This is a genomic window from Aquabacter spiritensis (genome assembly GCF_004346185.1).
Lineage (GTDB): Bacteria > Pseudomonadota > Alphaproteobacteria > Rhizobiales > Xanthobacteraceae > Aquabacter > Aquabacter spiritensis.
The window spans coordinates 101,549-124,548 of sequence record NZ_SMAI01000011.1 but is presented as its reverse complement, the minus strand read 5'-3'; the positions used below and the strand labels follow the sequence as shown (position 1 = coordinate 124,548).

Here is a 23,000-nt window from a genome sequence, read left to right as displayed (position 1 = left end):
GGCGTCACTCGATGACGAGCAGCGGCTCGCCATATTCAACCGGCTGACCATTCTCGACCAGGATCCGCGTGATCGTGCCGGATCGCGGCGAGGGGATGGCGTTCATGGTCTTCATCGCTTCCACGATGAGCAGGGTCTGGCCCTCCTTGACGCTCGCGCCGAGTTCGACGAACGGCGCCGCGCCGGGTTCCGCGCTGCGATAGGCGGTGCCCACCATCGGCGAGGCGACGACGCCGGGATGTTTCGAGAAGTCGATCGCCGCCGGCGCGGTGTCCGCGGCGGGCGCGGCCTGCGGCGCCGGGGCCGGGGGGGCGGCCGGCGCCGCCGCGGCGATGGTCACCGGCGCCGGTGCGCGCACCACGCGGATGCGCAGACCGTCATGCTGGACCTCGATCTCGGTGAGATCGCTGTCGGACAAAAGCTGGGCGATCTCGCGCACCAGGGCCGAATCGATGGGCGTTTTGGAGGGTTTCATCATGATGCGTGCAACTGCGCGCCGGGAGCGGCTGCGCAAAGGCTCCTTCGAAGGGTCATGGGAGGGTCGGCCGCGCGGCCGCCAGAGCGGCGATGCCGAGCACGTAACCGTTAAGGCCGAAGCCGCAGATCACGCCGCGGACCACGGGCGACAGGTAGGAATGATGCCGGAAGGCCTCGCGGGCGAACACGTTGGACAGGTGGACCTCGACCGTCGGCACGCCCGACGCGGCGATCGCGTCGCGCAGCGCCACCGAGGTGTGGGTATAGGCGCCGGCATTCAGCACCACGCCGAAGCTGCCGCGCGCCGCGTGGATCTGCTCCACCAGCTCGCCTTCGTGATTGGTCTGGCGAAACACGAGGTCGAGCTTGTGCCCGGCCGCCGCGGCGCGGCAGGCGGCCTCGACGTCCGCGAGCGTGGTCGTGCCGTAGATCTCCGGCTCGCGCGTGCCGAGCAGGTTGAGATTGGGTCCGTTCAGGACATGGACGAATTGTTCGGGCATCCGCGCGGTCAGCCTTGGCGGCCGCGCCGCCCGAAGCGGGGGCGCTGGCCTGCATCTCGTGCCGGAGAGCGGGGGCCGCCGGCTCCGGGCGTGCGTTTATAGGGGGCGCGAGCTCGCATGAAAAGGCATGCCGCGATGCACGGACGCCGCGCGGCGTCGCATCGCGGCATACCGGGGGCGCCGACCGCTGCGCCGGATCACTTCGCCTGCGTCTTGCGCTGGGCGTCCACGGCCGCCTTGAGCTGCTCGTAGCCGACCGCACCGATCACCACCTCCTCGCCCACGACGAAGCTGGGGGTGCCGTTGAGGCCGAGCGCCTGGGCGATCTTCATGCTCTCGTCGAGGGTCGCGTTGAGTTCGGGCGAGGACGCCTGCTTCTGGATCAAGGCGGGATCGATCCCGGCTTCCTTCGCCGCCGCCAAAGCCCGCGTCCGGTCGGCCTGCCCGCGGCCCGACAGGAGAGCGTTGTGGAAGGCGAGATATTTGTCCGGCGCCACCATCCGCACCGCCACCGCCACCTGGGCCGCCTCGACCGAGCCCTTGCCGAGCACCGGGAACTCCTTCAGCACCACCTTCAGATTGGGGTCTTCCTTCATGAGCTTGGTCAGGTCCGCCAGCGCATGCTTGCAATAGCCGCAATTGTAATCGAAGAACTCGACCAGCGTGACGTCGCCCTTCGGGTTTCCGACCACCACACCGCGCGGGCTGTCGAAGATCAGGTCCTTCATTTCCGCCAGCGCCTGGCTCCGGCCGGCGGTCTCCTGCGCCTGCTGCTTCTTCTCCAGTTCGGTGATCACCTCCTGGAGGACCTCCGGATTCTTCATCAGATAGTCCCGGACGACCGTTCCGATCTCGGTCTTCTCGGCGTCGGTGAAGGCGGCCGCGGGCGACGGCGCCGCGGCCAGGATGCCGAGCGTCGCGACGCAGGCGAAAGCGGCACGCAGGCCGGAACGGAACATGTGGTTCTCCATGAGGACGAAATGCGGCGTCGGGATCATTGCGATCCCTGCGCCGATTTCGGGGGCTTGAAATTGAGGATGTCGTCCGCCTTCAGCCAGCCCGGCGAATTCGGCGGGAAGCGCATCCGGGCGCGCGCCGCGAGTTCCTGGGCGGTGCGGAATTCGCCCGACGCCATCAGCGACTGGGCCGAGGCGAGATCGGCATTGGGGAGATCGCCCTTGCGGCCATAGGCCATGGCGAGCGAGCGCCAGCCCTCGACCGAATTCGGATCGCGCTGGGTGGCGCGCACCAGTTCGACGATCGCCTCGTCGGTGAAGGCGGGATTGCCCGACTGCACCAGAGCCTGGCCGAGCATGGCGCGAATCAGCGGGTTGCCGCCGGTCATGCTCACGGCCTGGCGTAGCGGCGGCACGGCCTGCCCGGCCCGGCCGGCCTCCAGCAGCGCCTGCCCCTTCAGTTCCAGGAAATAGGGATTGCCCGGCTCGCGCGCGATCAAGGCGTCGATCTTGGCCACGGCGTCGTTCACGTTGCCGTAGCGATAGGCCGAAATGGCGCGGGCATATTGGGCGGGGAGGGAGGTGTCCGAGAGCGGATAGCGCCGGTAGACCCCGTCCGGCCGCTCCATGAAGCCGGCGAGCTTGGCGCGCATCAGATTGTGGCGCTCCTGCAGGGCCGGCGGATCCTTGGCGTTGTAATAGGGGCTCGCTTTGGCGAGCTGTTCCAGGGCCGCGATCCGCTCGCGCGCCATGGGATGGCTGAGCAGATAGGGATCGACCCTTTGGCTGAGGAACAATTGTTCGCTCTGGAAGCGCTCGAAAGTCTCCAGCATGCCCTTGGAGGATTGCTTGGTCTCGTTGAGATAGCGCACCGCCGAGCGGTCGGCCGCCTGTTCCTCGCCGCGCTGGTAGGAGAGCAGCGAGCGGCGGATCATTTCCTGGGGCGCGGTGATCGCGCCCGCCGCCGCGCTGCTGAGGCTGGAGCCGCCGACCCCGGAGGCGGCGCCCGCCGCGACGCCGGCCCCGGCGAGCAGCATCGCCACGACCGCCATGGTCTGTGCGCCGGCAATCTGTTCGCGCATCCGGGCGAGATGCCCGCCGGCGATATGGCCGGCTTCATGAGCGAGCACGCCGATCACCTGGTTCGGGGTTTCCGAATCGAGCAGGGCGCCGGCATTGATGAAGATCCGGCGGCCATCGGCGACGAAGGCGTTGTAGGACCGCTCGCCGATGATCGTCACTTCGACATTCTGCTGGGCGAGGCCCGCCACCTTCATGACCGGGCGGGTATAATCGCGCAGCAGAGCCTCGATCTCCGCATCGCGGATGATCCGCACGCGCGGGCCGCCTTGGCCCTGGCCCTGGCTCTGCGCCACGGCGGCCTCGATCGGCAGCGCCAGTGCCGCAAGGAAGGACAGCGCGACCGCAAGGGCACGGCGCGGACGGCGCATCGCGCCGGCTGGCAATGTCGCTTTCCCAGTCATCGGCCCTGCATCGTCTCCGTTGCGTGTATGGGGACCCGTGCGGCCCGTCTGCCCTTGGCGCGCAGCGCCGCCCGGGCTACGAGACGAAGGAACACGGGCGCAGCCTCAGGGTCAATCACCCTTCCTTCACGATAGGGCGACGAGCTACCCACGCCGGGAATGCGGCGACACGGCGGCGGCGCCCCGGGATTTCGATACGATGCACCTGCCTCATCCCCGTCTTGGCTCCGCCCGCAGCGCGGTGGCCCCCTTCATCGTCATGGACGTGATGGCGCACGCCGCGCGGCTCGAGCATGCCGGCGCGCACGTCATCCATATGGAAGTCGGACAGCCGGCAGCGCCCGCCCCCGGCGCCGCGCGCCGCGCCGCCGCGGCCGCGCTGGAACGCGGGCAGCTCGGCTATACCGCCGCGCTGGGCATGCCGTCTCTGCGCGCGCGCATCGCCCGCCATTATGCCGAGACCCACGGCCTGGCGATCGATCCCGAGCGCGTCGTGGTGACGAGCGGCTCTTCGGCCGGGTTCATCCTCGCCTTTCTGGGCCTGTTCGAGGCCGGCGCGCGCGTCGCGATCGCCGCACCCGGCTATCCGCCCTATCGCCACGTGCTCGCGGCGCTGGGCTGCGAGCCGGTCCTGATCGAGACCAGGGCCGAGGATCGCTATGCCTTGACGCCGGAGACTTTGCGGGCCGCGCACCGCGAGAAGGCGCTGGCCGGGGTTCTGGTGGCGAGCCCCGCCAATCCGACGGGCACGATGATGGACCGGGCGGCTCTGGCGGCGCTTCATGCCTGCGCCCGCGAGCTCGGCCTCGCCTTCGTCTCCGACGAGATCTATCACGGCCTCGATTACGCTTTTCCGGCGGTGAGCGCCGTCGCGATCGCCGAGGATGCGATCGTCATCAATTCCTTCTCGAAATATTTCTGCATGACCGGTTGGCGCGTCGGCTGGATGATCGTGCCGCCCGGTTTGGTGCGCACGATGGAGCGCCTGCAGCAAAATCTCTCCATATCGGTGCCCACCCTCTCGCAGATCGCCGCCGAGGCGGCGTTCGACGCGCGCGACGAGATGGAGGCGATCAAGCACGGCTATGAGGAAAACCGGAAGATCCTGATCGAGGGCCTTCCCAAGGCCGGGCTCGACCGGTTCCTGCCGGTCGACGGCGCCTTCTATCTCTATGCCGACGTCTCGGCCTTCACGTCCGATTCGGCGGCCTTCGCCACCCGGCTGCTGGATTCGGCGCATGTCGCGGCGACCCCGGGCGTCGATTTCGACCCGTATCGCGGCCATGACTTTCTGCGCTTCTGCTATGCCGGATCGCCGGCGGAGATGCACGAGGCGGTCGCCCGCATCGGGAACTTCCTCAAGGCCGGCTGAGCCTCACCCGCCGGGGGAGGGCCGCAGGAAGGTGAGTTCGGTGGTGTCGTAGCGCCGCCGTTCCAGCACTTCGAACCCGTCGGGCGGCACGAAGGCGCCCGCTTTCTCCTCCACCACCAGGAGCGCGTCTTCGGCGAGCCAGCCCCCCGCGCGCGCGGCGGCGAGCGCGGCTTCGGCCAGGCCCTTGCCATAAGGCGGATCGCAGAAGACGAGGTCCGCGCGCTCGTTCTGCGGGCAATCTCCGAGCCGCGTCGCATCGCGCCGGAAGATCCGGGTCGCACCCGTGAGCCCCATCGCCTCGACATTGTCGCGGATCAAGCCCCGCGCCTCGGCCGCCTCCTCCACAAAGACCACGAAGCGCGCCCCGCGCGAGATCGCCTCGATCCCGAGCGCGCCGGTTCCGGCGAACAGATCGAGCACCCGCGCCTCCGCGGCGGCATCGCCATAGGCATGGGCGAGCACGTTGAACAGCGCTTCCCGCAGCCGGTCGGAGGTGGGGCGGATCGCCTGCGAGGCGGGGGCCTTCAGCGCCCGCCCCTTGAGCCGCCCGCCGACGATCCGCACGGGTCAGCGCGCCCGCGGGCCGCCGGCCTTGCCGCCGGGCTTTCCGCCGGACCGCGCGCCGCCGGGGGCTTTCCCCCCGGACGATTTGCCGCCCGTCGGTTTTCCCCCGGGCGACCGGCCCGCGGTGAATTTGCCGCCGGGCTTTCCGGCGGGTCGGCCGCCGGCCTTGCCCGCCGGCCGGCCGCCCGGCTTGGCACCGGGCCGCGATGCGGGTGCGCCCGCATCTGCGCCTTCGGTCCGCCTGGGGGGGCGGGGGCCATCGAATCTGCCGCCGGCCGGCTTGTCCGCGCCCCGGCCGGCATATCCCGGCTTTCCACCGCTGCGGGCGGGGCGTGGCGACCGGTCGCCGCGCGCCTCCTCGCTCCAGCCGGTCCGCTCGGCCGGTGCGCGCCGGGCACCGCTGTCGCGCGCGCCGAACCCGTCGTCGTGCCCGCGCGCCGGACGCTCGCTATCGGTCGTCTCCCGGGCGCGGCGCGGGGGGCGGGCGGTGTCGGAGGTCGGGCGCCCGGCGCGGAAGGGCTTGTCTGCGTCCCGCGCCGGGCGCTCGCCATAGGTCTTGCTCCGCTCCTCGCGCGGCGGCCGCGCGCCGAACCCGTCGTCGCGTCCGCGCGCCGGACGTTCGGTATCCGGCGTCTCCCGGGCGCGGCGCGGGGGGCGGGCGGTGTCGGAGGTCGGGCGCCCGGCGCGAAAGGGCTTGGCTGCGTCCCGCGCCGGGCGCTCGCCATAGGTCTTGCTCCGCTCCTCGCGCGGCGGCCGCGCGCCGAACCCCTCGTCGCGCGCGCGCCGGGGCGGGCGGCCGTCCTCGGACTCCGAGCGGGCGCCGCGATAGGGCCGCGCCTCGGACCGTTCGGGCTTTGCCCCGGCATGCGGGGTGCGGTCGCCGAACTCGGCCCGGCGCGGTTTGCCGTGACCGCCTTCGGGACGCTTGCGACCCTCGCCCCCACGGCGGAAATCCTCCTGGCCGGCGGGTGCGCTCCACGCGCCCCGTTCGCGCGTGCCGCCCTCGCGCGGGCCCTTCTCGCGTGGGCCGCCCTCGCGCGGCATGCGGGGACCGCTGCGCGCGGGACGGCGATCGTCGCCGTCGTCGAAGCCCGCGCCGGGCCGGGTCCGCGCCGGGGTGGGGCGCTTGCCGCGCGGGCCGCCGGCCCGGTCCGGCGCGCTGCTTTTGCGGCGGGGCGGACGGCGCTCCTCCTCGGGCGGCGGGGCGACCACGCGCTCGACTTTCACCTGCCGGCCCTTGCGGTCCGCGACGGTGCCGCGGCTCTCCACTTCCCGATCGGGATCGGCGCGCCGGCTGCGCAGCCGGAAGGCGACCGCATCTTCTTGCTCGCCGCGCGGATGGCGGGTGCGGCCGCGGCCTTCCGGCTCGCGATCGGTCCGCCGGGCCGGACCCGGGACCCGCCGCGGATCGGCGTCGGCGGGACGGGGTGGCGGCGGGCCGAGATCCCGCTCGATCAGAGGGGCGTCGAAATCGGCGCCTGCGGCGGCCGTCAGCTCGTCGCCGATCTGGTCGCGCAGGATGCGGGTGCGCACCTCCTCGATGCCGCCCTCGGGGACGTCGCCGAGCTGGAACGGACCGTAGGAGATCCGGATCAGCCGGTTGACCTGCATGCCGAGCGCGGCGAGCACGTTGCGCACCTCGCGGTTCTTGCCCTCGCGCAGCGACACCGTGATCCAGGCATTGGCGCCCTGGACCCGGTCGAGCGTCGCCTCGATCGGCCCGTAGGTGATGCCCTCGACGGTGATGCCGCCGAGCAGGGCGTCGAGCCGCGCCTGGTCGATATCGCCCTTGGCGCGCACCCGGTAGCGGCGCAGCCAGCCGGTTTCGGGCAGTTCCAGGACCCGGGCGAGCCCGCCATCATTGGTGAGGAGGAGCAGGCCCTCGGAATTGAGGTCGAGACGGCCGATCGAGACCAGCCGGGGCAGGCCGCTCGGCAGGATCTCGAACAGCGTCGTGCGCCCCTCGGGATCGCGGTTGGTCGTCACCACGCCCTTGGGCTTGTGGTAGAGGAAGAGCCGCGTGCGTTCCCGCTCGGGCAAGGCCGCGCCGTCGACGGCGATCGCGTCCGCGGGCGTGACCGTGATTGCGGGGCTGGTCAGGACCACGCCGTTGACCGCGATGCGGCCGGCAGCGATCCAGTCCTCGATCTCGCGCCGCGAGCCGAGGCCCGCCCGTGCGATCACCTTGGCGACGCGCTCCGCCTCCTTGGCGGGGGCGGTGGGCGTCGGCGCGCGCGGGGCGCGCGGAACGCGGTTCTTGTCCTTGCGGGGAGGCGGTGTCTGGGGCATGCAAGGCCGATAGCACGAAGACGTGCCGCGGGCCATTGTCCCGCGCATCGGGGGCGCCGGCGGAAATCGGTGCAGGCGGCGGGTGAGCGAGACTTTCATGCAGATGGCGCTGGCCGAGGCCCGCCTCGCCGCGGCGCGGGGCGAGGTGCCGGTCGGCGCCGTCCTGGTCTACGGATCGAACGTCGTCGCGCGCGACGGCAACCGGACGCGCGAACGCACCGATCCGACCGCCCATGCCGAAATGCTGGTGATCCGGTCCGGCGCCGCCGCGCTCGGCGCCGAGCGGCTGCTCAATTGCGACCTCTACGTCACCCTGGAGCCCTGCGCGATGTGCGCCGCCGCGCTCTCCTTCGCCCGGATCCGCCGGCTCTATTATGGCGCGGCCGATCCGAAGGGTGGGGCGGTGGAGAGCGGACCGCGCTTCTACCAGCAGCCGACCTGCCACCACGCGCCCGAAGTTTACGGCGGCATCGCCGAGCGGCAGGCGGCGGAGGTGCTGCGCGCCTTCTTCCGCGACCGGCGCTAGGGTGGCGCGCCGAACAGGAACGTAATTATAAATTTATTCATTGTATTTCAATGCATTGAATTCTTAAGTTCGAGCTTAATCTGCGGTGTTAGGCGCCTGTTACGATGGCTGCGGCCGCCGCGCGGCGCGCCACCGCGCCCCGGCCGCGCCGCTCCGGTCGAGACCATTCGCCGCCGAGAAGGCTGTTTCCCGCGGCCCGGAACGTGCTTTAGGAAGCGGCATGACCACGACACGCCTCGATGCTGCGCCGGTTCAACGGCCGCGCCGGCTGACCCATCTTCCCCTCGCTTTGTTCGCCGCCCCCATGGGCCTCGGCGGCGCCGCGCTCGCCTGGCGCGAGGCGGCGCGGATCTTCGGTGCCCCGGCCGCGATCGGCGAAACCCTTGTCGCTGTGACACTTTTCGTCTGGCTGCTGGTGGCCGGCCTGCAACTCGTCCGGATCGTCGGTGCCCCCGGAGCCCTGGTGGCGGATCTGCGCCATCCGGTCCGCTCCGCCTTTGCCGGCGCCGCGACCATCGGCCTGATGACCGTCGCCGGGGGCCTTTTGCCCTACGCCCCGTCGGCGGCTGCGGCGATCTGGCTCGTCGCCGTGGCCGTCCATCTCGTCATCGGCGTGTGGATGTTCCGCGGACTCCTGAGCCTGCCCCGCGAAGCCGCCGCTTTGACGCCGCCTTTGCTGATCCCCCTGGTCGGCAGCGTCGTCGCGCCCATCATGGGCGTGCCATTGGGCTTCGAAACCCTGTCCTGGGTGCTGTTCGGGGTCGGCGGACTGCTGTGGATTCTGGTCCAGTCGCTGATCTTCGGCCGCATCGTCACCGGCCCTTCCTTGCCGGAGCCGCTGCGCCCGACTTTGGTGATCCTTCTCGCTCCGCCGGCTGCAGCCACAGTGGCGCTGGCGAAATTGACCCACGGGTTCGGCCCGGCCCCGCTGATCCTGTTCGGCCTGGCCGTCTTCATCGCCGCCGTTCTGGCGAGCATGGCCGGGCGGTTCGCGCGGGTCCCGTTCTCGGTGTCGTGGTGGGCCTGGACCTTCCCCACCAGCCTTTTCGCTGCCACGCTCCTGCTGCTCGCGGAGGCGCATCGAAGCGTCTGGACGAGCGGGCTCGCCTGGATTGCGCTTCTGGCCGCGAGCGGCGTGCTGCTGAAGGTTTCCCTCGCCACGATCGCGGCCGCCCGCAGCGGCGCTCTGCTTCGGTCAGAAGGTGGATAATATTATTTAAGATCAGTTGTTTGTGGTGATTTGTTTCAGCGAAAAATGAGAAGGGGCTAGGCGGCGAGAAACGGTTTCAACGCCGCGAGAACCTCGTCCGGAGCCTCCTCGCACAGATAATGGCCGGCTTGAATCGGCTGCCCAGCGAGCTTGGGAGCGAAGGCACGCCAGCTTTCGAGCGGGCCGGTACTGACCGAGCCCCGGGCGCCCCAGAGCACCAGGACCGGACAGGCGATGGTGCGCCCGGCCGCAAGATCCGCTTCGTCATGTGCGAGATCGATCGTCGCTCCGGCGCGATAATCCTCGCAGGCCCCGCGGATATGGTCGGGGGAGCCGAAGGCGGCGCGGTAATGCGCCAGCGCGCGCGGGTCGAACAGCGACAGGTCGTCGGCCCCGGACCAGGCCTTCAAAGTCCAGTCGAGATAAAACCGGGGATTCCCCCCGATGAGAGTCTCGGGGAAGGGATGAGGCTGGGCGAGGAAGGTCCAGTGATAGGATTTCATCGCCCGCGCGCGATCCATGCTCCGCCAGGCGGACAGCGTCGGGGCGATGTCGAGCAAAGCCAGGCGGTCGACGCGCCCCTCGTGGTCGAGCGCCAGTCGGTAGGCCGCCCGGCCGCCCCGGTCGTGGCCGATCAGGGCGAAATGGGCATGGCCGAGCTGCTCCATCATCGCCACCAAAGCGGCGCCCATGGCGCGCTTGGAGTACGGCGCGTGGTCCCGGCCGGGTTCGGGCGCCGCGCTCCAGCCATAACCCGGGAGATCCGCGATGACGACGCGATGGGTCCGCGCCAGCGCGTGTGCCACGCGATGCCACATCACACCGGTCTGGGGAAAGCCGTGGAGAAGAAGCAGAGGCGGGCCCTCGCCCCCCGCCCGCGCGAAGATCCGACCGGCGGGCGTGTCGACATGATGCGCCTCAAATCCGGGAAACAGATCGGCCAGATCCTCGGACATCGCTTCTCTCCGGTCTTTAATTATCGCCTGCAGCGCATTGAAAATACGCGTGAAAGCCTCACTCCGACCAAGGTGCAGGGCATCAAAGGCGGGTTATTTCAGCGCGCGCCAGCCGATGTCGCTACGATAGAAACCTTCCGGCCAGTCGATCCGCGCGGCGGCATCGTAGGCGCGCGACCGCGCCTCGGCCAGCGTCCGTCCGGTGCCGGTGACGTTGAGCACCCGGCCGCCATTCGAAACCAACTTGGCTGCGACGCGCTTCGTGCCGGCCTGGAAGACCAGCACTCCCTCTACGGCGCCCGCTTCCGCCAGGCCGGATATTTCCAAACCGGTCTGGTAGCTCCCGGGATAGCCTCGGCTGGCATAGACCACGGTCAGGGCCGAGCGGGGCGACCAGCGCACCTCGGCCTCGGCCAGACGGCCATGCGCCGTCGCGTCCAGGACGGCCAGGAGGTCGCTTTCCAAGCGCGGCATGAGCACCTGGCATTCCGGGTCGCCGAACCGGCAATTGTACTCCACCAGCTTGGGGCCGGCTGCGGTCAGCATCAGGCCGGCATAGAGGATGCCGCGATAGGGCGCGCCCAGCGCCACCATCGCCTTGGCGGTCGGGACGACGATCTCGGCGATCGCCCGCGCCTCGAGGTCCGGGGTCAGAACCGGGGCGGGCGAATACGCCCCCATGCCGCCGGTGTTCGGGCCGAGATCGCCGTCGAACGCGCGCTTGTGGTCCTGAGCGCTGCCGAAGGGGACGACGGTCTCGCCGTCGACGAGGCAGAACAGGCTCGCCTCCTCGCCTTCCATGAATTCCTCGATGAGGACTTCCGCGCCCCCGGCGGCGAACACCTGCTCGACCGCTGAAATCGCCTCTTCCACGGTGAAAGCCACCACCACGCCCTTGCCGGCCATCAGCCCGTCCGCCTTCACGACGATCGGGGCGCCTTGCGCCTGGACATAGGCGAAGGCGGCGTCCGGCGTCGTGAACCGGCCGAAGGCCGCGGTCGGAATATTGTTCGCGCGGCACAATTCTTTGGTGAAGAGCTTCGATCCCTCAAGCCGGGCGGCGGCCGCCGTCGGGCCGAAAGCGGCGATTCCCGCCTCGGCCAGCCGGTCGACGAGCCCCGCCACCAAAGGCGCCTCCGGCCCCACGACCACCAGGTCGATCGCCTGGGCGCGACACCAGGCTACGAGGCTCTGGTGGGCCGAAAGGGCGACGCCTTCCACAGGCTTGGCATGCTCGGCGATCCCGGGATTTCCCGGCAAAGCATAAAATCGGCCCATGCCCGGGCTCTGTGCGAGCTTCCAGGCAAGGGCATGTTCGCGGCCGCCGGCGCCGAGCAGAAGCACGTTCATCCAGGTTCCTCCCCGGGAAACCGCTATCGGCTTCAGCCGCCGCGAACAAGGGGTTCGGTGTTGCGCTCGCCGCATGGGGGGTGAAGCGGCTATGCTTGCTCATCCGTCCTCAGCGCCGGTGCGAATCATGTCTGCCGTTTCCGAACCGCGTCCCAACACTCCGGAATGGACCGTCTCCGAGCTTTCCGGCGCGCTCCGTCGCACCGTGGAGGACGCCTATGGCCATGTCCGCGTGCGCGGGGAAATCTCCGGGTATCGGGGGCCGCATTCGTCCGGCCATGCCTATTTCAGCCTGAAGGACGAGGGCGCTCGGCTCGACGCGGTGTGCTGGAAGGGCACGTTCGCCCGTCTGAAGGTGAAGCCGGAGGAAGGCCTCGAAGTCGTGGCGGTGGGCAAGCTCACCACCTATCCCGGCAAGTCCGGCTATCAGATCGTGATCGAGGCCCTGGAATTTGCAGGTGCCGGCGCCATCATGGCCATGTTGGAGGAGCGCAAGCGCCGGCTCCAGGCGGAAGGCTTGTTCGAGCCGGCGCGGAAAGTGCCGCTGCCCTTCCTGCCCCGGACGATCGGCATCGTCACCTCGCCGACGGGCGCCGTGATTCGCGACATTCTGCATCGTCTGGCCGACCGCTTTCCGCGCCGGGTCCTCGTCTGGCCGGTCCGGGTGCAGGGCGAAACGTCGGCGGCGGAGGTCGCGGCGGCGATCCGCGGATTCAACGCGTTGCCTCAAGGCGGCCCGGTGCCGCGGCCCGACCTGCTCATCGTCGCCCGCGGCGGCGGCGCGCTCGAGGATCTGCTCGGCTTCTCGGACGAGGCGGTGGTGCGGGCGGCGGCGGAGAGCACGATCCCGCTGATCTCGGCGGTCGGGCATGAGACCGACGTCACCTTGATCGATTTCGCGGCCGATGTCCGGGCACCGACGCCGACTGCGGCAGCGGAAATGGCGGTTCCGGTGCGCGCCGAACTTCTCGGGACGGTGCGCATGCTCGGCGGGCGCCTGACGGCGGCACCGCCGCGGCTCGCGGAGCGGTGGCGTAGCGCGCTGCGGGGCCTGGTCCGCGTCCTGCCGAGTGCGGAGGACCTGCTCGCTCAACCCCGCCAGCGGCTTGATCTCGCAGCGGCCCGTCTGCCGCGGGCGCTGCGCACCAATGCCGGTGCCCACCGCGTGCGTCTTCAGGCGGTGAGCGGGCGGCTGTCGCCGGCCATGCTGCGCGCCCGCCTCGACCGTCTGGGCGATCGGACGCGGCAACTCAGCCGATCGCTGGTCCAATGCACCGCCCGGACGATGCAGCGGGGAGCCGACCGGCTCGCGGCGACGCGGGATCGCCTCGGGGCTGCCCGCGCCGCCAGTCTGCGCGCCCACCGGGTTCAGATCGAACGGCGCGGCGAGCGGCTGATGGGTTTGCATGAGCGGGCGGTGCGGTGCCTTTCGGTCGGATTGCGGGACCGTGCGCGCCGTCTCGGCGCCGTCGCGCAGGTGTTGGAGGCCTTGTCCTATCACGGGGTTTTGGCGCGCGGCTTCGCCTTGGTGCGGGACGCGTCCGGCAAGGCCGTCCGCAGCGCGGCGGGTGTTTCCGGCGGCCAGGTGCTCGATCTCGAGTTCGCCGACGGCCGGATCGGCGTCGTCGCGGCTGGGACGCGTCCGACCGGCAGACGGACGCCGCCGGCGCCACAACCGGGGCTGTTCGACGCGCCGTGAGGATCTTGACCTTTTCCTGCGCCCCGCAAGCCACTATCTTTGCGGCGTCGATGGGTGCGCAGTGGCAGAGATGAACAGGTTCGAACGATTCCCCGAATCCGGCGGCGAGGCTCAGGTCCGCTATCTCGACGGCGAGTTCCGCATCCTGCGGCCCGGCAGCTTCGTGATCTGTGCGGTCACGGGCCAGACCATTCTGCTCGATGAACTGCGCTATTGGAGTGTCGATCTACAGGAACCCTATTCGGATCCTGAAGCCGTTTTAGTCCGGGTGCTTCAGCGCCGACTCGAGGGCTGAAGTGCGGCTTCGGTCTCCGCACGCCGTGCCTCGGCGGCGTCGATGAGACGGTCGAGGCCCGCCTCCTGCTCCAGCACGAGACCCACTGGCAGGACGTGAATGTGCGCGCGCGCTTCCGCGAAGGCGGGGCCTGACAGGCGCACGAAATCCTTGGCCGTGGTCACGATCCGGAGATCGCGGGCCACAGCGCGCTCCAAGAGTCCCTGTATGTCGGCGAGCGTATAGGGATAATGATCGGGAAAGGCGCGGGTCTCGACGAGATCGCAGCCGATGGCGCGCAGGCTGGTGAAGAACTTTTCCGGCCGCCCGATGCCGGCAAATGCGAGAAGCCGACGTCCGGCCAGCGCCTCGGCACCGCCCGGCCGGGGGACGAGACGGCCGCGCAGGACGAGACCGTCCCCCCTGGCCAAGAGATCGCCGGCGCTGCCGTCCCCGATCACCAGGAGCGCGTCGGCACGGCGCCGCTGCGCAGCGTACGGCGCCCGCAGCGGACCGGCCGGCAGGACGCGGCCATTGCCGAGTCCTGCCTCGCCGTCCACCACCAGCAGCGCCGCGTCCTTTTCGAGCGCAGGATTTTGGAACCCGTCATCCATCACGATATGGCTTGCGCCGAGCGAGACCGCGAGGCGCGCGCCGGCGGCGCGGTCGCGCGCGACGATGGTCGGTGCGGCGGCCGCGAGCAGCACCGCCTCGTCCCCGACCGCGGCGGCATCGTGTCCGGCGACGAGAAGCGGCCCAGCCTCCCGGCCGCCATGGCCACGAAGCAGGGCGAAGGGGCGGGCCCCGCGTGCCGCGAGCCGTTCCAAGACCAAGATCGCGGTCGGTGTCTTGCCGGCGCCGCCGACCGTGGGATTGCCGATGCAGATCACGGTTGCCGGTACCCGCGCGCCCGTTTTGCCCATGCGGGCGAGCGTGATCCGGCCGATCAGCGCGCCTATTGGCGCCAGGAGGGTACCCGCCAAGCTGTTCGGCGCCGACCAGAAGCGAGGCGCGCGCGCTCCGATCATCGCCGGGCGAGGCGGATCTGGGCGAGATAGGGATCGATCGCAGCGAGGGTGCGATCGAGGGCGCCACTGAGCGCCTGCGTGGTGCGGCGCGCGGCTTCCACGGTGTGTCGGTGCAGAGTGGAATCCGTCATTTGCGCCAGAACCCCTTCTGCGAGGCTGAGGGCATCCTCGATCGGAACGGCACCGCCCTCCTGGTCGAGGCGGGCATAAAGCGCCCCAAAATTCCACACGTGCGGCCCGTGCAACACCACGGCACCGAGCTTTGCCGCTTCGATCGGGGTCTGCCCGCCATGGCGGACCAGGGATCCCCCCACGAATACAACCGGCGCCAAGCGATAGAACACGCCGAGTTCGCCGACCGTGTCGGCGACATAGAGATCGGTCGCGCCATCGGGCAGGTGGCCGGCGCTGCGCAGCCGAACCCGAAGTCCGGCTTGTTCGGCGAGCCCGTAAATGTCTGCGCCACGCTCGGGATGGCGCGGGGCGATGATGGTGAGGAGGTCCGGCACTTCGCGTCGCAGCAGACCGTGCGCGTCGATCACCACGGCGTCCTCGCCGGAATGGGTCGAGGCGGCGAGCAGAACCGGGCGCCCGCGCACGGCGGTCCGCATCTTCTCCAGCGCGTCCGGCTCCGCCGTGGGAGGAGGGACGTCGAATTTGAGATTGCCTGAAACCTGGACGCGTGGCGCGCCCAACGCCTCGAAGCGCTGGCCGTCGTCCCGGCTCTGCGCGAGGCATAAATCGACATGGGACAGCAGAGCGCGCGCGCTGTTCGGCAGACGCGCCCAGCGGGCGCTGGAGCGCTGCGAGAGGCGCCCATTGACCAGAACCATCGGTGTTCCGCGGCGCCCGGTTTCGCCGATGAGGTTCGGCCAGAGCTCGGATTCCGCGAGCAGCGCGAGGTCGGGCTGCCAGTGATCGAGGAAACGTCGGACGAAGCGGCGGGCATCGAGGGGGACGAACTGGTGCGTGAGCGCCGGGTTTGGCCGACGCGCAGCGATCCGGCCGGAGGTGAGCGTGCCCGAGGTCAGCAGCACGTTGAAGCCGCGCTCGGTGAGCCGGTCGAGCAACGGCATGACGGACAGGACCTCGCCGACACTCGCGCCATGGACCCAGACCAGCGGCCCCTTCGGTCGCGGCGCGCTCGCAATGCCGCGGCGCTCGGCCAGGCGGCCGGGATCCTCCTTGCCCTTTCCGACCCGGTAACGCAGCCAGATCGGCGCGAGCAATGTCGCGGCTGCGGTGACCCCGCGATAGACCTGCAGGGGCACCGGCGCGGCGCGGCCTTTCATCGCCCGGGACCGTCCCGGCCCAGAAGGGCTTCCGCCCGCGCGCTCGCGGCCTCCAGCCGCTGTTGCACCAACAGACGCGCAGCCTGAAGCCCGGCCTCGTCCACGTCTTTCGCGACCCAGATCGGCTCACCCGCCACCGCGGCCCCCCGGCCGAACGGCAGGTGAAGACTGGCGCGGTCCCAGCTCTTGAGGAGGATGCGGTTTCGCGTGGCCATGGCGACAGGCAGGATAGGGCGTCCGGAATGGCGCGCAATCGTCACCACGCCGAGGCCGGCGCGCCGGGAGATTTTTGGTACGTCCGCCGTCATCGCCACGTTGATGCCTTCGGCGAGCGTGTCGAGCATGGCATAGGTGGCGGATACGCCACCCTTGCGGTGGAAGTCCCGCGGGGACGTCGCACCAGAGCCGCGGATCGTGCCCACGCCCAGCCGCTCGGCGGCGATCGCGTTGATCTCCGCATCGGCATGGCGAGAGATCAGCACCTTGGCCTTGTGGTGCGGCTTCATCATGAAGGGGGTCAGGAAATGCTGACCGTGCCAGAAGGCGATGATGGCCGGAAGGCACGAATCGATGCGCTCATAAATGTCCTCCGGTTCCACCACGAAGCGCGTCGAATGCGCGACAAGCGAGAAATAACCGGCGAACAGATTGCCTGCCGCCAGCTGGAAGGCACGATTTGTCCTGACGCGACGCCACATACTCGGAGGAAACCTTGCTCGTCGCGCAGCACGCCCCCCGGCGCCGGCGCACCTTGAATCGGAAAGAAGCGACGGCGCGACGGCAAAGCGCCGCGCCGGGCATCAATGGGCGTGGCCGGTCTCGGGGTCGAGCAGCCGGTGCATGTGCACGACGAAGTAGCGCACCATGGCATTGTCCACCGTCAGCTGCGCCTTGGCGCGCCAGGCCGCGGCGGCGCTCGCATAGTCGGGAAAGATGCCGACGATGTCGAGGCTGGAGAGGTCCTTGAACTCGATGCCGCCCAGCTCCTTCAGCTCGCCGCCAAAGACCAGGTGCAAAAGCTGTTTGGGTTCCGATGAGGTGGTCATGGGTGCCGGTAATCCGCGTTTGGTAGGGACCGGGTGACCCCGATGCCGTCTCGGATGAGCGCGAGCATCGGCGCGTGGAGGTGAGGCCCGGCACAAACCAAGGGTCCGTGACGGGGCACAGAGGCATTGTAGACTGGTACCGCGCCATCGTAACCCGTCAAGGCGCCGCCCGCTTCGTGCACCAGAAGATCCGCCGCGGCAATATCCCAGTCATGGCTGTTGGCCGAGGCCAGAGACACGTCGAGCTCCGCGGTCGCAACGCGTGCCAGCCGCAAGGCGAGGGAGCGCACCCGCGGCATGCGGGTCAGCCCGACGTCCGCCAGGCGATCGAGCAGGAAGCCGGGGCCGGAAACGGCCGCCTGGTCTAGTCCCGGTTTGGCGGACGCCACCATCGGGCTCGCGTTACGGGTGGCGCCCGCACCGCGCGCCGCGATCATCATTTCGCCGGTCACCGGAGCGAACAGCACGCCGACGATCGGCCGGCCGCTTTCCACCAACGCGACCGAAACCGCCCAGTCCGCACGGCCCTCCAAATAAGCGCGGGTCCCGTCGATCGGGTCCACCACCCACACGCGCTGGCGCGCCAATCGATCGGGGCCGTCGATGCTCTCTTCGGACAACCATCCATAATCCGGCGCCAAGGCCCCGAGTTCCGCGCGCAGGAACCGGTCGACGGCGATGTCGGCCTCGGTGACGGGGGAATCATTCTGCTTGTTCCAGGTGCGAAGGTCCGACCGGAACAGCCCGAGCGCGATCGCCCCGGCTGCCGCGACGGTCTCCGCCAAAAGCCGAGCAACCTCCACCGGCGCCGCAAGGTCGGCAGAACCAAGCCGGGTCAAGGGAGGGATCGCAGTCATGTGCACCGCAATAAAAGGGTGGGGGGCCGGTGGCAAGCGCTGATCCCACGCGGCACGCCCGACACGCTTGAGGCTGGGTCTAATTTGTAATAAATGAAGTTACATGAAAAGAGACAGCCGCCTCTCGTCGGTCCTCCACGCGCTCCTGCATTTGGCGGAACATCAAGCGCCGATGACATCGGAAGCCCTGGCAAAATGCATGGCCACCCACCCGGTGGTGGTTCGCCGCACCATGGGAATGCTGCGCGCGGCTGGGCTCGTCGCCTCGGCACGCGGGCACGCGGGCGGCTGGCGGATCACCGCGGATCTCGCAGCCGTCACCTTGCGCGAGTTGCATGACGTGCTCGGCGAACCTGCCGTCTTCGCCATCGGCAATCGCAACGAAACACCAGGCTGTCTGGTCGAAGAGGCCGTGAACGCCGCGCTCGACGACGCTTTCGCGCAAGCCGAGGCTCTTCTGCTCGAACGGTTCGCGCGCATCACGCTCGCCGACCTCGCCGCCGATTTTGCACGCCGGCATGCGGAACGGCGTGCGCAGGACCATGAGCGAGGAGACCGAGATGCCTTATGACGTGATCGTCGTCGGTGGCAGTTATGCAGGAATGGCGGCCGCCCTTCAGGTGCTGCGTGCCCGGCGGTCCGTCTTGGTGGTGGATGCCGGAGCGCCGCGCAATCGTTTCGCGGCCCATTCGCACGGCTTCCTCGGCCAGGATGGCGTCGAGCCGGAGATCATTGCGCACACGGCGCGGGCGCAGCTCATGCGCTATCCGACTCTGACCTGGACCGAGGGGATGGCGTTAAGCGCCGAAGGCGAGAAGGACGCGTTCGCGCTTTCGCTTGCCGAAGGCCCCTCGGTCGCGGCGCGCCGCCTCCTGTTTGCGACCGGCCTTGCCGATGCCTTGCCGGATATTCCGGGGATCGCGGACCGCTGGGGCCGGAGCGTCTTTCATTGCCCCTACTGCCACGGCTACGAACTCCAACGTGGCAGGATTGGCGTGATCGCGACGGGTCCCATTTCTCTTCATCAGGCGCAGCTGATCCCGGAATGGGGCGATGTGACCTTTTTCACGAATGGCGCGATTGTGCCGGATGTCGCTACCCGTACGGCACTCGCCGAGCGCGGGGTGGCGATCGAAGACACGCCGATCCTCGCCCTCGAAGGTGAGGCGGACATCCGCCTTTCGGACGGACGGATTCTCGCCTTTTCCGGCCTCTTCACGGCCACCCGCACCGCCCCGGCGACGCCGATCGCGCAGAATCTCGGCTGCATGTTGGAGGAAACGCCGTTCGGCACTCAGATCCGCACCGATGCCGGGAAGGAAACCAGCATTCCCGGCGTCTTCGCCTGCGGGGACGTGGCCCGCATTCCCCATTCGGTCTCGCTTGCCGTTGGGGACGGGGCCTGGGCGGGCGCCTGTGTTCATCGGTCTTTGGTGTTCTGAAGCGCGCGAGACGGCGTCAGATCAGCCCGGCGCTCACGGCGCGTTGAAGCAAGGCGTCGGCGCACAGGCCGGCGAACAGGATCAGTCCGGCGTCGCGGTTCGACTTGAACAGAACGAGGCAAAGGGTCCCGTCCGCGATATCGAGCCGCTTGACCTGCCGGTAGAGAAGGACGGCAAAGCCGATCAAGCCGAGCGCGGCGAGAAGGCCGGCTCCGGCCGACGCCAGCGCGCAGCCGAAAAGTAGGACACAGGCGCAATAAGCGAGCGCGATCGCGAGCCGGCTGTGCGCCCCGAACAGCAGCGCGGTCGAGCCGACGCCGACCAGCGCGTCATCCTCTTTGTCCTGTTGGGCATAGATGGTGTCGTAGCCGAAGACCCAGCACACCGACCCGGCGAACAGAAGCAGCGCGGGATCGTCGATGCTGCGGAACACGCTCGCCCAGCCCATCAGCGCGCCCCACGAAAACGCGATGCCCAAGATCACCTGCGGCACCGAGGTGATCCGCTTCATGAGCGGGTAGATCGCCACGACGCCGAGCGACGCGATTCCCGTGACGATGGCAAAGCGCGGAAGACTGAGCAGGACGGCGACGCCGACCGCAAGCTGGAACGCGAGAAAGGCGAAGGCCGCCTTCAGGCCAAGCTGCCCGCTGGCCAATGGGCGATTGCGGGTCCGGGCCACCTGCCGGTCAATGTCGCGGTCGAGAATGTCGTTCCACGTGCAGCCGGCGCCGCGCATGGCGACCGCACCAACCGCAAACAGCGTCAGCAACCAGGGGTTGGGATAGGTCTGTCCCGCAGCGATGGCGGCAAGCGCTGTCGACCACCAACAGGGGAGAAGCAGCAGCCAGCTGCCGATCGGCCGGTCCGCGCGGGCAAGTCGCAAATAGGGCCGCAAAGGCGCCGGCGCATACCGGTCCACCCAATTGCCCGCGCCCGCATCGGCGACGGGCGCGACCGCGCCATCGCGCCAGGACGTCACGCCGCCACCGTCAATTTCTCAAAGCGTTGCCGGTCAGCGTGTCGAAGATCCCGCCGCCGGAGGAACTCTGGCCGGGAGCATAGCCCGTGGTGACGCCGAGAGCGCTCGACACCGAACCCTGTGGCGGCGGGCGTGCGCCCCCGCCCGCCGCACCAGCGGCGGCCGCGGCGCACACCTTGTCGCGCAACGCGAAGGTCTTCTGATTGGTCGCTTTGGCCTGGGTGATCGCCTCTTCGGGGATCTGGCACCAATCCTTATTTTCGATCAGATATTTGGTCATCTTGCCCTCGGCCGCGGTATAGGCGCGGAACAGCGGGCACAATTCCTGGGGCGAGGCCTTCGCCTTGCCGGCCGCTTCGAGTGCCTTGCCCTTGGTCTGCATTTCCTCGCGGATCGCGATGAAATCCGCCTGGCAGTCGGCCCGGGCGGGACCCGCAGCGAACAGTGCAGACGCGATGACGAGCAGGGTTGCGGCAGACGTGACTGCGCGCGGAAAGCGAAATTGCTTCGACATGACGTGTTCCGCCCTCCCTCTGAACCTCTATTCTCCCTTACAGAGAGCGCAAAGTTAGGGCAATATCGGGGCGGATTTCGAGGATCAAAAATCCGCGCGCCGCTGCCTTGACGGAGATTTCGTCAGAAGCTAGGTTTGCGCAACTTTTGGAAGGACGCGTGGCTTCATGCGCAAGATCGTTACGATTATCGTACTTAGGAGCGCCACCATCGGGACAGGCTGACAGCCGGTTGCGAGAGATGGTGGCGTGCGACGAGGGGCCTTCGGGCCCCTTCGTCGTTTCCGAGGGGAGACAGACGTTCGGATTGCGGCGCGGAGGCGGCGCCAGGGAGAGACGAGATGAGCAAGGACATGACCGGCGCCGAAATGGTCATCCAGGCGCTAGCGGATCAGGGCGTCGAGCACCTGTTCGGCTATCCGGGCGGCGCGGTGCTGCCCATCTATGACGCGCTGTTCCACCAGAACAGCATCGAGCACATCCTCGTGCGGCACGAGCAGGCGGCGGTGCACGCGGCCGAGGGCTATGCCCGTTCGTCCGGCAAGGTCGGCGTCGTCCTGGTCACGTCCGGGCCGGGCGCGACCAACGCCGTCACCGGCTTGACCGACGCGCTGATGGATTCCATCCCGCTGGTCTGCATCACGGGGCAGGTGCCGACCCACCTGATCGGCAACGACGCCTTCCAGGAATGCGATACGGTCGGCATCACCCGGCCGTGCACCAAGCACAATTATCTCGTGCGCGACGTGAAGGATCTCGCCCGCGTCCTCCACGAGGCGTTCTACGTGGCGCAGAACGGCCGGCCGGGGCCCGTGGTCGTCGACATTCCGAAGGACGTGCAATTCGCCCTCGGCAGCTATGTCGGTCCGGAAAATATCGAGCACAAGACCTACAAGCCGAAGCTCCGCGGCGACGCGGACCGGATCGAGGCCGCGCTCGACATGATCGCCCGCGCGCGGCGGCCGATCTTCTATACCGGCGGCGGGGTCATCAATGCCGGGCCGAAGGCGAGCAGCGCGCTGCGGGACCTCGCGCGGCTGACCGGCGTGCCCGTCACCTCGACCTTGATGGGTCTCGGCGCCTTTCCGGCGGCGAGCCGGCAATGGCTCGGCATGCTGGGCATGCACGGCACCTACGAAGCCAACATGGCGATGCACGGCTGCGATCTGATGGTGTGCATCGGCGCGCGCTTCGACGATCGGATCACCGGCCGCATCGATGCCTTTTCGCCGGAATCGAAAAAGATCCACATCGATATCGACCCGTCCTCGATCAATAAGAATGTGAAGGTCGATCTGCCGATCATCGGCGATTGCGCCCATGTGCTGGAGGCCATGGTGCGCGGCTGGCGCGAGGGCGGCCGTTCGACCGATGGCGAGGCGATGGACGTCTGGTGGCGTCAGATCGACCGCTGGCGCGCCCGCAACTGCCTCGCCTATCGGGCGTCCGATACGGTGATCAAGCCGCAATACGCGATCGAGCGGCTCTATGCGGCGACCTGCGACAAGGACGTCTATATCTCCACCGAGGTCGGCCAGCACCAGATGTGGGCGGCCCAGTTCTTCCGCTTCGAGGAGCCGAACCGCTGGCTCACGTCGGGCGGTCTCGGCACCATGGGCTACGGCCTGCCGGCGGCGATCGGCGCGCAGATCGCCCATCCCGACGCTCTGTGCGTGGACATTGCCGGCGAAGCATCGATCCTGATGAACATGCAGGAGATGTCCACCGCCATTCAGTTCGATCTGCCGGTGAAGATCTTCATCCTGAACAACCGCTATATGGGGATGGTGCGCCAGTGGCAGGAATTGCTGCATGGCGGACGCTATTCGCACTCCTATTCGGAGGCGCTGCCGGACTTCGTGAAGCTGGCGGAGGCTTATGGCGGAGTCGGAATGCGGTGCGACAAGCCCGGCGACCTCGATGCGGCGATCGCCGAGATGATCGCGGTCAAGCGGCCGGTGATCTTCGACTGCATCGTCGACCAGCAGGAAAACTGCTTCCCGATGATCCCGTCCGGACGGGCACACAACGAGATGATCCTCGGCGACATGGCGGTGGACCTCGACGAGGCCATCACCGACGAAGGCAAGATGCTGGTGTGAGCTGAACCGCGCCCACGCCCGCCACCTCTCGGGAGGGGGGCGGCGGGTGGCGCGGTTACTCGCCCTGTTTCGCTTTTTGATC

23 protein-coding genes are annotated in these 23,000 nt (G+C 69.0%); 8 read left to right on the top strand and 15 right to left on the bottom strand.

Annotated features, from left to right (window positions below; genetic code table 11):
• Positions 1-4 precede the first annotated feature (4 nt).
• From accB to EDC64_RS16670, 4 genes are all read right to left on the bottom strand, one after another.
• Positions 5-475, bottom strand: a complete 471-nt coding sequence (gene accB, locus EDC64_RS16685) for an acetyl-CoA carboxylase biotin carboxyl carrier protein (RefSeq protein WP_420808966.1) — start codon at positions 473-475, stop codon at positions 5-7.
• Between the two features lie 55 nt (positions 476-530).
• A complete protein-coding gene (gene aroQ / locus EDC64_RS16680) occupies positions 531-977 on the bottom strand; it encodes a type II 3-dehydroquinate dehydratase (RefSeq protein WP_132033427.1) in 447 nt (148 codons plus the stop codon).
• 197 nt (positions 978-1,174) lie between these two features.
• Complete coding sequence (locus tag EDC64_RS16675; RefSeq protein ID WP_132033590.1) at positions 1,175-1,936, bottom strand: DsbA family protein; 762 nt, start codon at positions 1,934-1,936, stop codon at positions 1,175-1,177.
• A gap of 35 nt (positions 1,937-1,971) precedes the next feature.
• Complete coding sequence (locus EDC64_RS16670; RefSeq protein WP_132033425.1) at positions 1,972-3,417, bottom strand: M48 family metalloprotease; 1,446 nt, start codon at positions 3,415-3,417, stop codon at positions 1,972-1,974.
• Between the two features lie 199 nt (positions 3,418-3,616).
• Between EDC64_RS16670 and EDC64_RS16665 the strand changes: the two genes are divergently transcribed.
• Positions 3,617-4,789: a pyridoxal phosphate-dependent aminotransferase gene (locus tag EDC64_RS16665; protein ID WP_245504750.1), complete on the top strand. Its 1,173-nt coding sequence runs from the start codon at positions 3,617-3,619 to the stop codon at positions 4,787-4,789.
• A gap of 3 nt (positions 4,790-4,792) precedes the next feature.
• Here the strand turns inward: EDC64_RS16665 and rsmD are convergent, their stop codons facing one another.
• The gene (rsmD, locus tag EDC64_RS16660) at positions 4,793-5,353 is read right to left on the bottom strand and encodes a 16S rRNA (guanine(966)-N(2))-methyltransferase RsmD (protein WP_132033423.1); all 561 of its coding nucleotides are present in this window, start codon (positions 5,351-5,353) and stop codon (positions 4,793-4,795) included.
• 3 nt (positions 5,354-5,356) lie between these two features.
• Entirely contained in the window at positions 5,357-7,642 is a 2,286-nt protein-coding gene (locus EDC64_RS16655) for a pseudouridine synthase (RefSeq protein ID WP_132033421.1), read from the bottom strand.
• A gap of 97 nt (positions 7,643-7,739) precedes the next feature.
• On the opposite strand from EDC64_RS16655, the gene EDC64_RS16650 reads away from it, so the two are divergent.
• Positions 7,740-8,168, top strand: a complete 429-nt coding sequence (locus tag EDC64_RS16650) for a nucleoside deaminase (RefSeq protein ID WP_132033419.1) — start codon at positions 7,740-7,742, stop codon at positions 8,166-8,168.
• Positions 8,169-8,388: 220 nt separating this feature from the next.
• On the top strand, positions 8,389-9,378 hold the full coding sequence (locus EDC64_RS16645; RefSeq protein WP_132033417.1) for an SLAC1 anion channel family protein: 990 nt from the start codon (positions 8,389-8,391) through the stop codon (positions 9,376-9,378).
• A gap of 56 nt (positions 9,379-9,434) precedes the next feature.
• Here the strand turns inward: EDC64_RS16645 and EDC64_RS16640 are convergent, their stop codons facing one another.
• Both EDC64_RS16640 and purD read right to left on the bottom strand, forming a co-directional pair.
• Positions 9,435-10,334, bottom strand: coding sequence for an alpha/beta fold hydrolase (locus EDC64_RS16640; protein ID WP_132033415.1), 900 nt, complete (start codon positions 10,332-10,334; stop codon positions 9,435-9,437).
• A 93-nt stretch (positions 10,335-10,427) separates the two neighbouring features.
• A complete protein-coding gene (purD, locus tag EDC64_RS16635; protein ID WP_132033413.1) occupies positions 10,428-11,684 on the bottom strand; it encodes a phosphoribosylamine--glycine ligase in 1,257 nt (418 codons plus the stop codon).
• A 127-nt stretch (positions 11,685-11,811) separates the two neighbouring features.
• On the opposite strand from purD, the gene xseA reads away from it, so the two are divergent.
• Both xseA and EDC64_RS16625 read left to right on the top strand, forming a co-directional pair.
• Entirely contained in the window at positions 11,812-13,383 is a 1,572-nt protein-coding gene (gene xseA / locus EDC64_RS16630) for an exodeoxyribonuclease VII large subunit (protein WP_132033411.1), read from the top strand.
• Between the two features lie 70 nt (positions 13,384-13,453).
• Entirely contained in the window at positions 13,454-13,678 is a 225-nt protein-coding gene (locus EDC64_RS16625) for a DUF2093 domain-containing protein (protein WP_132033409.1), read from the top strand.
• Here EDC64_RS16625 and lpxK read toward each other — a convergent pair.
• From lpxK to EDC64_RS16600, 5 genes are all read right to left on the bottom strand, one after another.
• A complete protein-coding gene (lpxK, locus tag EDC64_RS16620) occupies positions 13,657-14,640 on the bottom strand; it encodes a tetraacyldisaccharide 4'-kinase (RefSeq protein WP_338023412.1) in 984 nt (327 codons plus the stop codon). The two genes, EDC64_RS16625 and lpxK, sit on opposite strands and share 22 nt — an antisense overlap.
• 41 nt (positions 14,641-14,681) lie before the next feature.
• Entirely contained in the window at positions 14,682-15,977 is a 1,296-nt protein-coding gene (locus tag EDC64_RS16615; RefSeq protein ID WP_132033405.1) for a 3-deoxy-D-manno-octulosonic acid transferase, read from the bottom strand.
• On the bottom strand, positions 15,974-16,675 hold the full coding sequence (locus tag EDC64_RS16610; RefSeq protein ID WP_132033403.1) for a lysophospholipid acyltransferase family protein: 702 nt from the start codon (positions 16,673-16,675) through the stop codon (positions 15,974-15,976). Before EDC64_RS16610 ends, EDC64_RS16615 begins: the two co-directional genes overlap by 4 nt.
• 102 nt (positions 16,676-16,777) lie before the next feature.
• Complete coding sequence (locus EDC64_RS16605) at positions 16,778-17,023, bottom strand: DUF4170 domain-containing protein (RefSeq protein WP_132033401.1); 246 nt, start codon at positions 17,021-17,023, stop codon at positions 16,778-16,780.
• Positions 17,020-17,880 (bottom strand): 3'(2'),5'-bisphosphate nucleotidase CysQ, encoded by an 861-nt coding sequence (locus EDC64_RS16600; RefSeq protein WP_132033399.1) that lies wholly within the window; start codon positions 17,878-17,880, stop codon positions 17,020-17,022. Before EDC64_RS16600 ends, EDC64_RS16605 begins: the two co-directional genes overlap by 4 nt.
• Before the next feature lie 103 nt (positions 17,881-17,983).
• Here EDC64_RS16600 and EDC64_RS16595 point away from each other — a divergent pair, with 103 nt between their 5' ends.
• Both EDC64_RS16595 and EDC64_RS16590 read left to right on the top strand, forming a co-directional pair.
• Entirely contained in the window at positions 17,984-18,451 is a 468-nt protein-coding gene (locus tag EDC64_RS16595; protein WP_132033397.1) for an RrF2 family transcriptional regulator, read from the top strand.
• Entirely contained in the window at positions 18,441-19,322 is an 882-nt protein-coding gene (locus tag EDC64_RS16590; RefSeq protein WP_132033395.1) for an NAD(P)/FAD-dependent oxidoreductase, read from the top strand. Before EDC64_RS16595 ends, EDC64_RS16590 begins: the two co-directional genes overlap by 11 nt.
• Positions 19,323-19,338: 16 nt before the next feature.
• On the opposite strand, the gene ubiA is transcribed toward EDC64_RS16590, so the two are convergent.
• Positions 19,339-20,304, bottom strand: a complete 966-nt coding sequence (gene ubiA, locus EDC64_RS16585) for a 4-hydroxybenzoate octaprenyltransferase (RefSeq protein ID WP_132033393.1) — start codon at positions 20,302-20,304, stop codon at positions 19,339-19,341.
• 10 nt (positions 20,305-20,314) lie between these two features.
• Entirely contained in the window at positions 20,315-20,818 is a 504-nt protein-coding gene (locus tag EDC64_RS16580; RefSeq protein ID WP_132033391.1) for a hypothetical protein, read from the bottom strand.
• A gap of 339 nt (positions 20,819-21,157) precedes the next feature.
• Here EDC64_RS16580 and EDC64_RS16575 point away from each other — a divergent pair, with 339 nt between their 5' ends.
• Positions 21,158-22,918 (top strand): acetolactate synthase 3 large subunit, encoded by a 1,761-nt coding sequence (locus EDC64_RS16575; protein ID WP_132033389.1) that lies wholly within the window; start codon positions 21,158-21,160, stop codon positions 22,916-22,918.
• Positions 22,919-23,000 lie beyond the last annotated feature (82 nt).